This window comes from Methylosinus sp. LW4, assembly GCF_000379125.1.
GTDB lineage: Bacteria > Pseudomonadota > Alphaproteobacteria > Rhizobiales > Beijerinckiaceae > Methylosinus.
Genome location: NZ_KB900626.1, coordinates 248246 through 261175, shown reverse-complemented (window position 1 = coordinate 261175; position 12930 = coordinate 248246). Strand labels below are relative to the sequence as shown.

Annotated in this window: 12 protein-coding genes; 8 read left to right on the top strand and 4 right to left on the bottom strand. The window is 66.9% G+C overall.

The genetic code is table 11. From position 1 onward, the window contains the following. Nucleotides 1-25 precede the first annotated feature (25 nt). The 5 genes from METLW4_RS0101280 to METLW4_RS0101260 all read left to right on the top strand — a co-directional run bounded on the left by METLW4_RS0101280 (nucleotide 26) and on the right by METLW4_RS0101260 (nucleotide 4045). Nucleotides 26-493 carry a DNA polymerase III subunit chi gene (locus tag METLW4_RS0101280; protein ID WP_026191158.1) on the top strand — a complete coding sequence of 156 codons (468 nt, stop codon included), beginning with the start codon at nucleotides 26-28 and terminating at the stop codon, nucleotides 491-493. Continuing rightward, nucleotides 475-1185 carry a class I SAM-dependent methyltransferase gene (locus METLW4_RS0101275; RefSeq protein ID WP_020493698.1) on the top strand — a complete coding sequence of 237 codons (711 nt, stop codon included), beginning with the start codon at nucleotides 475-477 and terminating at the stop codon, nucleotides 1183-1185. The genes METLW4_RS0101280 and METLW4_RS0101275 overlap by 19 nt, the downstream gene beginning before the upstream one ends. A gap of 96 nt (nucleotides 1186-1281) precedes the next feature. Then, nucleotides 1282-2340, top strand: coding sequence for an ABC transporter ATP-binding protein (locus tag METLW4_RS0101270; RefSeq protein ID WP_018264387.1), 1059 nt, complete (start codon nucleotides 1282-1284; stop codon nucleotides 2338-2340). Beyond that, nucleotides 2337-3254, top strand: a complete 918-nt coding sequence (locus METLW4_RS0101265; RefSeq protein ID WP_018264386.1) for an ABC transporter permease — start codon at nucleotides 2337-2339, stop codon at nucleotides 3252-3254. Before METLW4_RS0101270 ends, METLW4_RS0101265 begins: the two co-directional genes overlap by 4 nt. Beyond that, the gene (locus METLW4_RS0101260) at nucleotides 3251-4045 is read left to right on the top strand and encodes an ABC transporter permease subunit (protein ID WP_018264385.1); all 795 of its coding nucleotides are present in this window, start codon (nucleotides 3251-3253) and stop codon (nucleotides 4043-4045) included. The genes METLW4_RS0101265 and METLW4_RS0101260 overlap by 4 nt, the downstream gene beginning before the upstream one ends. Before the next feature lie 6 nt (nucleotides 4046-4051). Here METLW4_RS0101260 and METLW4_RS0101255 read toward each other — a convergent pair whose 3' ends face one another. Then, entirely contained in the window at nucleotides 4052-5932 is a 1881-nt protein-coding gene (locus tag METLW4_RS0101255; RefSeq protein ID WP_245258386.1) for an AsmA family protein, read from the bottom strand. A 239-nt stretch (nucleotides 5933-6171) separates the two neighbouring features. After that, on the bottom strand, nucleotides 6172-6876 hold the full coding sequence (lexA, locus tag METLW4_RS0101250) for a transcriptional repressor LexA (protein ID WP_018264383.1): 705 nt from the start codon (nucleotides 6874-6876) through the stop codon (nucleotides 6172-6174). A gap of 163 nt (nucleotides 6877-7039) precedes the next feature. On the opposite strand from lexA, the gene METLW4_RS27510 reads away from it, so the two are divergent. Next, nucleotides 7040-7243, top strand: a complete 204-nt coding sequence (locus METLW4_RS27510) for a hypothetical protein (protein WP_157234748.1) — start codon at nucleotides 7040-7042, stop codon at nucleotides 7241-7243. Between the two features lie 67 nt (nucleotides 7244-7310). Here METLW4_RS27510 and METLW4_RS0101245 read toward each other — a convergent pair whose 3' ends face one another. Then, the gene (locus tag METLW4_RS0101245; RefSeq protein WP_018264382.1) at nucleotides 7311-8351 is read right to left on the bottom strand and encodes an LLM class flavin-dependent oxidoreductase; all 1041 of its coding nucleotides are present in this window, start codon (nucleotides 8349-8351) and stop codon (nucleotides 7311-7313) included. Nucleotides 8352-8685: 334 nt separating this feature from the next. Here METLW4_RS0101245 and METLW4_RS0101240 point away from each other — a divergent pair, with 334 nt between their 5' ends. Beyond that, complete coding sequence (locus METLW4_RS0101240) at nucleotides 8686-10404, top strand: OFA family MFS transporter (protein ID WP_026191155.1); 1719 nt, start codon at nucleotides 8686-8688, stop codon at nucleotides 10402-10404. Nucleotides 10405-10415: 11 nt separating this feature from the next. After that, entirely contained in the window at nucleotides 10416-10868 is a 453-nt protein-coding gene (locus METLW4_RS0101235) for a cupin domain-containing protein (protein WP_018264380.1), read from the top strand. Between the two features lie 349 nt (nucleotides 10869-11217). On the opposite strand, the gene METLW4_RS0101230 is transcribed toward METLW4_RS0101235, so the two are convergent. Continuing rightward, entirely contained in the window at nucleotides 11218-12717 is a 1500-nt protein-coding gene (locus METLW4_RS0101230) for an exopolysaccharide biosynthesis polyprenyl glycosylphosphotransferase (RefSeq protein WP_018264379.1), read from the bottom strand. Between the last annotated feature and the right edge of the window lie 213 nt (nucleotides 12718-12930).

The window sequence follows — 12930 nt, the reverse complement described above, 5'->3', positions numbered from 1 at the left end:
CGCGCGAAGCATGGAAGCTCTCGCCATGACGGATGTCTGGTTCTACCATCTCCAGCGCCTCCCGCTGGAGAGCGCCCTGCCCAAGCTGCTCGAGCTGTCGCTGGCGCGCGACTGGCGCGTCGTGGTGCAGGCGACCAGCGCGCGGCGGCTGGAGGCGCTCGACGATCTGCTCTGGTCCTATGCGGGGGAGAGCTTTCTGCCGCATGGCACGGCCAAGGACGACGATCCCGAGACGCAGCCGATCTTCCTCACCATCGGCCGCGACAATCCCAATCGCGCCCATGTCCGCTTCTTCGTGGAAAATGCGGAGCTTGCCCCCGTGCTCGCCGACACTGCGAGCGCGCCGGAGGAGCGCGCCATACTCATGTTCGACGGCAATGACGAGGCGGCGGTGCAGGCCGCGCGCGCGCAATGGCGGCAGCTGAAGACGGAAGGCCACACGCTCTCCTATTGGCGCCAGAGCGAGGAAGGCAAATGGGAGAAGCAGGCGTGACCGAGGAGTTTTTCGCGCGCCGCGCCGCTGCGCGAGCCCGTCTCGACGAGATCGACCCGCATAAGACGCCCGGCGGCGTCGCGGCCGATCCACAGCGCAAGGATTGGTTCGAGGCCGTCTATCGCCTCGCCGAGGGCGACGCCGCCGGCGTGCCATGGGCGCATCTCGCGCCGCATCCGCTGCTCGCCGACTGGCTCGCGACCCGGCGCCTCGACGGGTTGCGCACTCTCGATATCGGCTGCGGTCTCGGCGACAACGCCGAGGCGCTCGCCGCCGCCGGCGCGCGCGTGACCGCCTTCGATCTCGTGGAGGAGGCCGTCGCCTGGGCGAAGCGCCGCTTTCCGCAGAGCGCCGTCGATTATCGCTCCGCCGATCTCTTCGCCGCGCCGGAGGAATGGCGCGGCGGCTTCGATCTCGTCCATGAATGCTACACGCTGCAAGCCCTGCCCGACACGCTGCTGGATGCGGCGGCGCAGGCGCTCGCCGGCCTCATCGCGCCGGGCGGAACGCTGCTCGTCATCGCCCGCGCCCGCGACGAGGGCCAAGAGGTGGGCGGCCCGCCTTGGCCGCTGCCGCCGAGCCGCATGGACGCGCTCGCCGTCGGCGGCTTGCGTTGCGAGACGCTCGAGGATATTTCCGCGACGAACGCAATGGTCCGCCATTGGCGCGCGGCCTTCCGCCGGGACGGCTGACGGGATCGGCGAGCCTGAAGGCTCGCGGTCCAAGAGCGCGCGCCCGGACCGCGAGCCTTCAGGCTCGCTACACGGTGATCGCAGAACGGGAGCGAAATGACCGACGCGCCGCTACTCTCGATCAAAGGCGCGTCCAAGCGCTTCGGCGCGATCGCGGCGCTCGAGGACGTGTCGCTCGAGGTCGGCGCCGGCGAATTCTTCGCTCTGCTCGGCCCCTCCGGCTGCGGCAAGACCACGCTGATGCGCCTCGTCGCCGGCTTCGAGACATTGGACGCCGGCCGCATCGAGATCGGCGGCGCCGATGTGAGCGGCGCGCCGCCGCATCGGCGCCCGGTCAATCTCATGTTCCAATCCTATGCGCTGTTTCCGCATCTCTCCGTCTTCGACAATATCGCCTTCGGCCTGCGCCGCCAGGGCAAGGGCAGAGCGGAGATCGCCGCCCGCGTCGCCGAGCTCTTGCAGATCGTGCGGCTCGAGGGCGTCGAGACGCGAAGGCCCGACCGTCTCTCCGGCGGCCAGCGCCAGCGCGTCGCGCTCGCCCGCGCACTCGCGCCCGGCCCGCGGCTGCTGCTGCTCGACGAGCCTTTGGGCGCGCTCGATCGGCAATTGCGCGAGGAGACGCAATTTCAGATCAAGGAAATCCAGCGCAGGCTGAAGACGAGCTTCGTCGTCGTCACACACGATCAGGACGAGGCGCTGGTGATGGCCGATCGCATCGCCGTGATGCGCGCCGGCCGCATAGAGCAGATCGGCGCGCCGACAGAGGTCTATGAGCGCCCCGCAACGCGCTTCGTCGCCGGCTTCATCGGCCAGATGAATTTCCTCGAGGGGCGCATCGAGAATGGCGTCTTCGTCGGCTCCTTCGGCCGCCTGCCGGCGGAAGGCGACGGTCTCTCGCAAGGCGCGAAAGCCGTGCTCGCCGTGCGGCCGGAGCGCATCGCCATCGCGCCGGCGAGCGATGAAAGCGCGGGCTTGGACGGCATAGTGGAAGACGTCGCCTTTCGCGGCGAGACGACGCATTTTCGTCTGCGTCTTTCCGGCGGTGAGGCTTTGCGGGTCTCGCGCGGCGCGAACAGCGGCGCGCCATTCAGCGTCGGCGATGCGGCGCGCATCTCCATCGCGCCCGAAGCCGGGCGCATTTTCGCGAGCGAATGATGCCGGAGGGCGGCAAAAGACGCAGGCTCACGCGCGGCGAGATGCTCGTCATCGCCGCGCCCTACGCCTGGATCGCGCTGTTCTTCCTCGCGCCTTTCGCGCTGATCGTCAAAATCTCGCTGTCGCATCCGGCGCAGACGCGACCGCCCTATGAGCCCGTCTTCGACGGCGCGAGCGTCGCCGGCCTGTTCGAGAAGCTCTCGCAGCTCGGCCTCGACGCCTATCGCGGCCTCGCCGAGGATTCGCTCTATCTCGACTCCTATCTCTCCTCGCTGACCATCGCCGGCGTCGCGACGCTGATCTGCCTTCTCATCGCCTATCCTTTCGCGCTCGCCATAGCGCGGGCGCCGCGCGGCTGGCGCACCATTCTCATCGGCTTCGCCGTCGCGCCATTCTGGACGAGCTTTCTGATCCGCGTCTACGCCTGGATCACGCTGCTGAAGGACGAAGGGATCATCAATCATGCATTGATGGCGCTCGGCCTCATCGACGCGCCGGTCCCGATGTTCGCGACCAGCGGCGCAGTGGTCGTCGGCATCGTCTATTCCTATCTGCCCTTCATGCTGCTGCCGCTCTATGCGGCGATCGAGGGGCAGGACGCGTCGCTGCGCGAAGCCGCCGCCGATCTCGGCGCGACGCCGTTCCAAGTCTTTCTGCATGTCACTCTGCCGCTGTCGCGCCGCGGAATCATCGCCGGCGCGCTGCTCGTCTTCATTCCCTCGGTCGGCGAATTCGTCATTCCCGATCTTCTCGGCGGCTCCGACACTCTGATGATCGGCCGCACGCTCTGGAATGATTTCTTCGCCAATCGCGATTGGCCGGCGGCCTCCGCCGCGGCAGTGGCGCTGCTGGCGCTGCTGCTCGTCCCCATTCTTCTCTATGAGCGCGCGCAATTGCGCGCGGGCAAGCGATGAGCGGCGCGCGTCTTCTGCGCCTCGCCGCGCTGCTTCTCGGCTTCGGCTTTCTCTATGGGCCGATCGTCATATTGGCGACGATGAGCTTCAACGCCTCGCGGCTGGTGACGGTGTGGGGCGGCTTCTCGACCAAATGGTACGCCGCCCTGCTCCATGACGAGCAGATGTTGCGCGCAGCCGAAATCAGCCTCGCCGCGGCGGCGCTCTCGGCGCTGATCGCGACGCTCAACGGATTGCTGGCCGCGCTGGCGCTGGCGCGCTTCGGCGACTTCCGCTCGCGCACGCTCTTCGCGGGCTCCATCTATGCGCCTTTGGTGATGCCGGAAGTGGTGCTCGGCCTCGGCCTGCTGCTGGTCTTCGTCGCCTTCGGCGTCGAGCGCGGATTCTTCACGCTGGTGCTGGCGCATGCGTCTTTTACGATGTGCTTCGCGACAGTGATGATCCACGCCGCGCTGAAAGGCTGCGACCGCACGCTGGAGGAAGCGGCGATGGATCTCGGCGCGACGCCGGTGCGCGCTTTCGCGCTCGTCACTCTGCCGCTGATCGCGCCCTCGGTCGTCAGCGCCTATCTCCTCACCTTCATCATCTCGCTCGACGATCTCGTCATCGCGAGCTTCACCACCGGCCCCGGCGCCACCACCTTGCCGATGCGCATCTATTCGCAAGTGCGGCTCGGCGTCTCGCCGGAGGTCAACGCCATTTCGACGCTGCTGCTCGGCTTCGTCGCCATCGCGCTCGGCCTATCCGCGCTGCTCACGCGCGGACGCGCCAAGGGCGGCGGGGCGGGGTGAGGCCCCTCACCGCTCCTTCGTCGCGCCCGCCTCCGGCTCCACGCGCGGCAGCAGCGGCGCGGCGGCGCCGGAGCGCTTGATCAGCGCGGCGGCGTCCGGCGCGAAGACGGGATCGTCCCAGGGGCCGGAGAGATCGAAGCCGATCTGCACGCCCTTCTCGCGCGGCTTGCCGGCGGCGTCGGCCTCATTGGCCTGCGCCTTCATCGCGAGGCTGCGCTCGGGAATGCGCGTTTGGCCGGCGAAGGCCAGCGCGAAGCCCGGCCCATGCGCCTGCCCGTCCTCTACATTGGCCGTTCCCTTGACGATCTTGATGGTCGCGCTGGCGCGATCCACCAGCGAATGGCCGGAGCGAATGTCCATCGCGCTCGACAAGGGCCGCTTGTCGACGCGGCGCAGCGCGCGCTCGAGATCTATGCCGCCGACCTCGCCCTCGCTCAGCGTAAGGGTGGCGCGGCCGTCGAGATCGCGCATGATCTGCGCGACGCAGTCGCCGGTGGCGTCGAGCGTGAAATTGGCGTCCAGCGCGCCGCCGAGATCTGGCCGGGCGGCGAGGTCCCAGGCGAGCGCGCCGGCGTCGACGCCGGTCAGCTGCGCATTGCCGTGGAATTCCAGCGCGCCCGCCGCATTGGCGGCGAAAGTGGCGCGGCCCTTCACCGTCCCCTTATAGGCCTGCGCCTCCGCGAGCGCGACCTCGAGCCGGCCCCCGCGCAGCAGCAGCGACAGAGCGGCGTCCTCGAGGTTCAGCCGCAAGATGCGGGCGCGCGTCGCCGAAAGGCGCAGATCGACATCGGCGTCCTGAATATCCGGCAAGGCGAAAGCGTCGCGGCTCCATTGGCCGTCGGCGCCGGAGAGCGCCGGCAGATCGGCGATCATCGGCTTCAGCGACACGAAATTGCTGGCGAGCGTCGCATGGACGATGGGCTTGTCGCCCTCGTGACGCAGCGCGAAGGAGCCCTCGAATTCATTGTCGTCGGCCGAGAGCTTCACATCGGTGAGCTGAAAATCGCGCAGGCCGACGCTGGCCTTGGCGGAGAGCTGCACATTCTCGAACGGGCCGGGCAGCGGCGCGCTCACCTTGGCGAGGCCGAGCGCATGGCGCAGCGAGGGCGAGGAGGCGGTGATCCGCCCCATATAGCGCGGCTTGGCGCCGAGCTGGCCGAAGCCCTCCGCCTCCAGCCGCACACTGTCCGAGTCGAGCCGCACCGTGACCGGCGTCTGCTCGCCGCGCAGCAACGCGCCGGGCTTCAGCACCCAGAGCATGGCGCGCGGCCGCTCGCCGCCCCAGGAGAAAGCGGCGTCGAGCGTCGCCGGCGAGCCGACGGTGCGCCAGTCGAGCGTCGCGTCAATGTCCTGCAACGTCTCCTCGCCGCCCGAATATTTGAGGCGCGCGACGCCGGAGACGATGGAGACGCCGCCGAGCCGGGCGCGATCGGCCTTCTCGGCCGCCGGCGTCGAGGGCCGCGCCGCTGCGGCGCGCACGGCGGCGCCGGAGGTGCTCATCGGCTTGCGATCGAGATCGACCTCTATCGACGGGCGGATGAGCTCGATATCGGCGATTTCCAGGCGGCCGGCGAGCAGAGGCAGCAGAAGCACATTGCCGTGCAGCCGGTCCGCCTCGATGGTCAGCGCCGCGGTCGGATCGGCGAAGGCGATGCTGTCTATGGTGATGTGCGGGCGCGGCAGCAGCGAGAAGGTCGAGCGGCCCTTGGCGGCGATGAACAGGCCGGAGGAGGCGTTGAGCTGGCCGGAAATCTCCTCGAGCAGCGCATTGGTCGAGAAGGTCCAGGGCGCGAGGGCCGCGCCGAGCGCCACTGCGGCGACCGCGCCGAGAGCGATCAGCCAGCGGCGCGGCAGGCGCGGGAGAGACAGGCGGCGGCTTTGGCCCAAGGGCTTCGATCCTTCGATTTCGCGCATCGGGCCAGTCGAGTGCGACATTCCATCGTCCATGAAAAAAAGCGGGGCGGCCGCGGGCCGCTGGCGACGCAGCGCGCGCCCTCGGCGAGGGCGCGACACGAAACAACATGCCTTAATCGCTCGGCCGCGACGCGAAAAGGCCCGCGCGCCAAAAGCGCGCGAGGCCGGACCATGGCGGCAAAGGGCGGCGAGATCGTGGCGGCGCGAGGCTCTCAGTATTTGCGCAGAAGGCTGACCAGACGCCCCTGGATGCGGACGCGATCCGGCCCGAAAATGCGCGTCTCATAGGCCGGATTGGCGGCCTCGAGCGCGATGGAGGCGCCGCGCTTGCGCAGGCGCTTCAATGTCGCCTCCTCCTCGTCGATGAGGGCGACGACGATATCGCCGGTGTCGGCGCTGTCCTGCTTCTTCACCACGACGACGTCGCCGTCGAGAATGCCGGCCTCGATCATCGAATCGCCGCGCACCTCGAGCGCGAAATGCTCGCCGCCGCCGAGCATATCCGGCGGCAGGCTGATGGTGTGGCTGCGATTCTGCAGAGCGGAAATGGGCGTGCCGGCGGCGATGCGGCCCATGACCGGAATCGCCACCTGCTGATCGGACTCGGGCTCGCCGGCGGGAACGGGCCGCACGCGGCCGAGCGCGCCCTCTATGACCGAAGGCGAGAATTTGCCGCCGCGCGCGGCGACGCGGGGCGTCGCCGATTCGGGCAGGCGCAGCACCTCGAGCGCGCGGGCGCGATTGGGCAGACGGCGAATGAAGCCGCGCTCCTCGAGCGCGAGAATGAGCCTGTGAATGCCGGATTTGGAGCGCAGATCGAGCGCGTCCTTCATCTCGTCGAAGGAGGGCGGCACGCCGGTCTCCTTCAGGCGCTCATGGATGAAGCGCAGCAGATCGCTCTGTTTCTTGGTCAGCATGGAAGCCCCCCGGCGCCGCCCGCCCGCGTCGCGCCACGACCGAACCCGAGCATGATGCCGCGGGTTCATAAACAAATCATGAACGGGAGGATAGGCGTTCTCGGTGCGTTCCGCAAGTGGAGCACGATTCCGATTGACCGGCTGAGATCAAGATATAGTATGAATGCAGACCGCGACACATAGGCGCGTTCCAAATCTGTTCGGCTCGATTTCAGAAGGATGGAATCCAGATGACAACCAGCAAGAAGCCGGCCTCGATTTCCGGCAAAAAGCTCGCGACCAAAGGAACATCGGCTCCCGTGAAAACTATTGCGGCGTCAGACTTGGCTCAAGCCCCAAAGAAATCCAAAAAGAAATAGGCGCTTGATCGTTCGAAGCGAAGCAAGAAGCGCAAAAAGACAAGTGGAGTCGACCGATAGCGCGCGCACCTCCCTCTACTGCGCCGCCGCCGCCTCCACGCCCAGCATCGGCCGCACATGGCGCGCGAAATCCTCCAGCGAGCGCAAGTTCTTCTCCGGGTCGCGGGAAATCGGCTTCAGCAATATCGCCCGCGCGTCGGTCTCCTCGCGATAGGCGGCGATCTTTTCCGCCACCTCGTCGAAATCGCCGATCAGCGAGCGTTGCAGCAGCCCCTCCTCCGTCAGCGAGGCCGGCGCGGCGCCGTCCTGGCGGGCGAAATTGCCGCGCATTCGCTCGGCGAAGCGGGAGAGGAAGGGAACCGCCTCGGCCAGCGCCTGCTCGCGGCGCGGCGCGGCGAAATAAAAGCGCGCCATGGTGAAGCGCGGATCGCCCTCCGGTCCCGCGGCCTCGCGATAGATGCGCAAGGTCTCCTTTATCTGCTCTATGGGGAAAGGCGGGCCGGCCATCACGCCATGGCCATTGCGCGCGGCGTAGCGAATCGCGCCCGGCGTGGTGGTGGCGAGATAGGTGGGGATGGGCTTTTGCAGCGGGCGCGGCGTGAGGCTGAGGCCATTGGCCTCGTAATGCGCGCCGGTGAAGGTCACTTTGTCCTCATAGAGCAGGCGGTTGACGAGGCCGAGCGCCTCCAGAGTCATCTCCCGCGTCGAATCCTTGCCGGCGCCGAAATGGCGATTCTGCAATTCGAACGGCCCGCCGCGCGCCACGCCGAAATCGAACCGCCCCTTGGAGAGAAGATCGATGGTGGCGACATCCTCCGCCACCTGAATGGGATTGCGGAAGGCGAGCAGCACCGCCGCCGAGCCGAGGCGTATCGTGCTCGTCACGCCGGCGAGATAGGAGAGAAGCGTGAGAATGGAGGGGCAGGCGGCGTCCGGCTCGAAATGATGCTCGGCGACCCAGGCCTCCTCGAAGCCGAGCGCCTCGGCATGGCGCACGAGGCGCGTCTGCGTCTCGAAGCAATGCGCGAAATCCTGCTGCGGGTTTTCGTAAGTGGAGAAGACGCCGAACCGCATGGCGAAGGCCTCGGAATGCGCGCCGCCGTCCTTGCGCGCCATGGCTATATACGGCAGTTACATATCGGCATACAGGATATGGACGCGCAAGGCCGCCCGCAAGCGCAAAAACATTGGCGTCGCGCGGGAATTTCGGTCGGCCCATAGAAAGCTCTCGTCCAATCCGGCGGATGGGCGTCATAATAGAGAAATCAAATAAAGCGACGAGAAAAACATATTGATCGATCGTCGGCGCTGTGGCGATTTTCCGATAGAAACAGTTGAAAAAGCCGCAATGCTCGGCATTGTCGAACGTCAGCGGGCGCCGCGAAGGCGGCGTTCGGGGAACCGCTCACGACGCCGCGGCGCGAGCGCAGCTCGATTTTTGGAGGATTCGATGTCGGTAGCAGCCGCAACGCCGTCCCGGCAATTTTTCAGCCGGGAGCGCTCCATCGCAGCGCACGGCTTCAATCGCTGGCTGGTGCCGCCGGCGGCGCTCGCCGTGCATTTGTGCATCGGCATGGCCTATGGATTCAGCGTGTTCTGGCTACCGCTGTCGCGCGCCATCGGCGGCGCCGAGCCCAAGGCCTGCCCTGCCGACATGGGCTTTTTCGCCAGCATCGTGACGACGAGCTGCGATTGGAAGATCAGCATGCTCGGCTGGACCTTCACTCTGTTCTTCGTCTTCCTCGGCTCCTCGGCGGCCGTCTTCGGCCATTGGCTGGAGACCGCCGGTCCGCGCAAGGCGGGCCTCGCCGCGGCGGTGTGCTGGTGCGGCGGCCTGCTGATCTCGGCGGCCGGCGTCTATCTGCATCAGATTTGGATGCTGTGGCTCGGCTCCGGCGTCATCGGCGGCATCGGCCTCGGGCTCGGCTATATTTCGCCGGTCTCGACGCTCATCAAATGGTTCCCGGACCGGCGCGGCATGGCGACCGGCATGGCGATCATGGGCTTCGGCGGCGGCGCGATGATCGGCGCGCCGCTCGCCGACAGACTGATGTCCTATTATGCGGCGCCCGGCTCGGTGGGCGTGTGGCAGACCTTCGTCACCATGGCGGCGATCTATTTCGTCTTCATGGTCGGCGGCTCGCTCGGCTATCGCGTGCCGCGCGACGGCTGGAAGCCGGAGGGCTGGGAGCCTTCCGCCACGGCCGGCAACAAAATGGTCACCAATCGCCACGTCCATTTGAACGTCGCCTGGAAGACCCCGCAATTCTGGCTGCTGTGGGCGGTGCTGACGCTCAATGTCAGCGCCGGCATCGGCGTGCTGGGCATGGCCTCGCCCATGCTGCAGGAAGTGTTCGGCGGCAAGCTCATCGGCCTCGACATCGGCTTCTCCAGCCTCGACGCCGCGCAAAAGGCGAAGATCGCGGCCATCGCCGCCGGCTTCACGGGCTTGCTCAGCCTCTGCAACATCGGCGGGCGTCTCGCCTGGGCCACATGGTCCGACAAGCTCGGCCGCAAGACGACCTACGCCATCTTCTTCATCCTCGGCATTATTCTCTATTCGGCCGCGCCCTTCGCCGCGCAGCAGGGCAATGTCGTGCTGTTCGTGGCGTTCTTCTGCGTGATCCTCTCCATGTATGGCGGCGGCTTCGCCACCATTCCCGCCTATCTCGCGGATATTTTCGGCACGCATTATGTGGGCGCGATCCACGGCCGCCTGCTCACCGCATGGTCGACGGCCGGCGTGCTCGGCCCGGTGCTCGTCAATTATCTGCGCGACTATCAGCTCGACCACGGCGTCGCGCGCGACGCGGTCTATAATCAGACCATGTATATTCTCGCCGGCCTGCTGGTGCTCGGCCTCGTCTGCGATCTCGCCGTGCGGCCCGTCGCCGAGAAGCTGTTCATGACCGACGAGGAGGTCGCCGCGGAGAAGAAGACCAGCGTCGCCGCCGTCGTGCAGGAAGAGAAAGAGCCGCACGCCGATTTCGAGGATTATATCGAGGATGGACAGGCGGCCGAGGCCGCCGCCGCCGAGGCGCGCCGCGCCGCCGCCGCGCAGAATGGCGGCTCGCGCATTCTGCTCTTCGCCGCCTGGGCCGCCGTCGGCATACCGCTCGCCTGGGGCGTGTCGATCACGCTGCAGAAGACCTTCGTCCTCTTCCACTGAACGGAGGCCTCATGCGCGCGCGAAATCTCCTCGGCCTCGCGCTGGCGTTTTGCGCCGACGCGGCGCTGGCCGACGGCCCGCCGCCGGCGGTGCTGCAGAACGACTTGAAATATGCGCCCGTGCCGATCTTCTCGGGCGTCTCCGCCGCGCCCGTCAGCGGCACGGCGACGCAGCCGGGGGCGCTCTATGCGCTCTCGGTGAAATATGCGGCCGGCGCGCGATCGCTGCCGCATACGCATCCCGACGCGCGCCTGGTGACGGTGATCTCCGGGCGCTTCTACGCGGGCGTCGGCGGGGAATTCGACGAGAAATCGCTGCGCGCGCTCGGCCCCGGCGATTCGATCGTCGTGCCGGCGGAGACGGTTCATTTCGGCTGGGCGAAGGACGGCGAGGTCCTCTTGCTCGAGACCGGCGTCGGCCCCTCCGGCGCCAGCCTGTGGCCAAAACCCGCTCCGCAGCGCTGAGCGCGTCTCCACGGTCGGATCGCGCCCACATCCTAACCATCGGAGAGCGAGCGATCGACTGAATTGACGCGCGCCGGGACGGCCGCGTCATATGTTTTTCTGCCGCCTCATACGACTTCCGATCGATCCATTCGGATAAACCATCCATCCCTCGCCCTGAGGAGCCCGCGAAGCGGGCGTCTCGAAGGGTCGCCGCTGCTGCGTGGGCTGGATCCGTCCTTCGAGGCTTTTTGCGTGCCGCAAAAAGCGCCTCAGGACGAGGGGATTGTATTCGCTGCACCGAAGCAATCAGTCGGAAGCCGTATCACGGGCTCTGGATTGCTTCGCTTCGCTCGCATTGACGGCCGCATCACAGCGCGTTGCGATAGGCCTTGCGCGAGAAGATCGTCATGAAGATGATCCACACGTCGAGCGGCAGCGACCAATGGTCGATGTAATAGAGATCATGCTCGACGCGCATGCGGATTTTCTCTGGCGAGTCGATCTCGCCGCGCAAGCCATTCACCTGCGCCCAGCCGGTGATGCCGGGCTTCACATTATGGCGGCGCGCATAGAGGGCGATCTTGCGCTCGAAAATCTGGTCATGCGCCAGCGCGTGCGGGCGCGGGCCGACCAGCGACATCTCGCCGCGCAGCACATTGATGAGCTGCGGCAGCTCGTCGATATTGTAGCGGCGGATGAAGCGGCCGACGCGCGTCACGCGCTTGTCGCCGGCCGTCGCCTGGGTGATGTCGCGCCCGTCCTCCATCGTCGTCATGGAGCGGAATTTGGCGATGCGGAAGGGCTCTCGATTGAAGCCGTGGCGACGCTGGAAGAACAGCGCCGGGCCTTTGCTGTCGAGCTTGATCGCCGCCGCGACGAGGAGCAGCAGCGGCGACAGCGCCATGAGGCCCGCGGCCGAGAAGACGATATCGAAGAGACGCTTGGCGATGATCTCGAGCGAATCGTGCCGGCGGCCGCTCAGATTGAGGCTGGCGATGGAGCCGATCTTGTTGATATGCGCATCGGCGAAACGGTCGAGCACGCGCTCCGGCCCGAGATGAAGCGAGGCCGGCACGCGCAGGAAGGCGGCCACGCAATCGTCGATGACGTCGGTGCGGCTCCAGGGCGCGAGGATGAACACATCGTCCGGCAGCAGCATGCGCGCGGAGGCCTGCGCCAGAGCGAGATCGTCCTGCATGGCGTCGGCGCGGTCGCGCAGCGCCACGGCGGCGACGACATTCATGCCGCTCTCCCAGGGCTGATAGCGGCGCATGAACTCGTCTATGTCGCTCTCGAAGCCGACGAGAAACACGCGACGCGCCGAGGCGCCGCCGCGCTCGGCGCTGCGCCGAACCACGCCGACCAGCGCCGCGCGCGCCGAATAGACGGAGAGAAAGCCCGCCGCATAGAAGAGCACGAAGGCGCCGCGCGAGGATTCCTCCGTCGCCTTGGCGAGAAAGCCGAAGGTCAAGGCGCAGACGAAAGCGACGCTCCACAGAACCGCGCCGCGCCAGCCATGGCCTTCCAGAGTCAGATAATTCTTGATCGCATATTCGTGCCGCATGACGTTGGAGAGCACGAAGAGGATCGCCGCGAACATGCACAGCCGCAGATTGGGCAGCGTCGAGCCGTCATAGCCATAGGCGAAATAATGATACAGCGTCTCGCTGGCGATGGCCGTGGCGAGAATGACCGCCACATCGATCAGCGCCGCGATCACCGAGAAGGAGGCGCGCATCAGCGCGGCGTTGGGGCTCGGCATGGCGCGCGACCAGCCGCTGCGCAATGCGGCGCTGTCGGTTCCAGCTTTGACGCGAGCGTCGTCCTTGCGGAGCGACGAAAAGGGAAGATCGGCGATACTCGACACGGCCTCGTCTCCAACCCGATACTGCCGCCGTGCCGTAATGGAGCAACTCCCCCGTTTTGGCCGGCTTTCCAGGCGGAAGCTGCAAACCGCCTGCCCGCAGAGCGGCGAAAAAGCGGAGAATCGGAGGGAGCGACGGGGAGGCGAAAGCGAAGCCCCTGCTCAACTCATTGATAAATAAAATATTTACCATATTTAAGGGCGAAATCGCGCGGC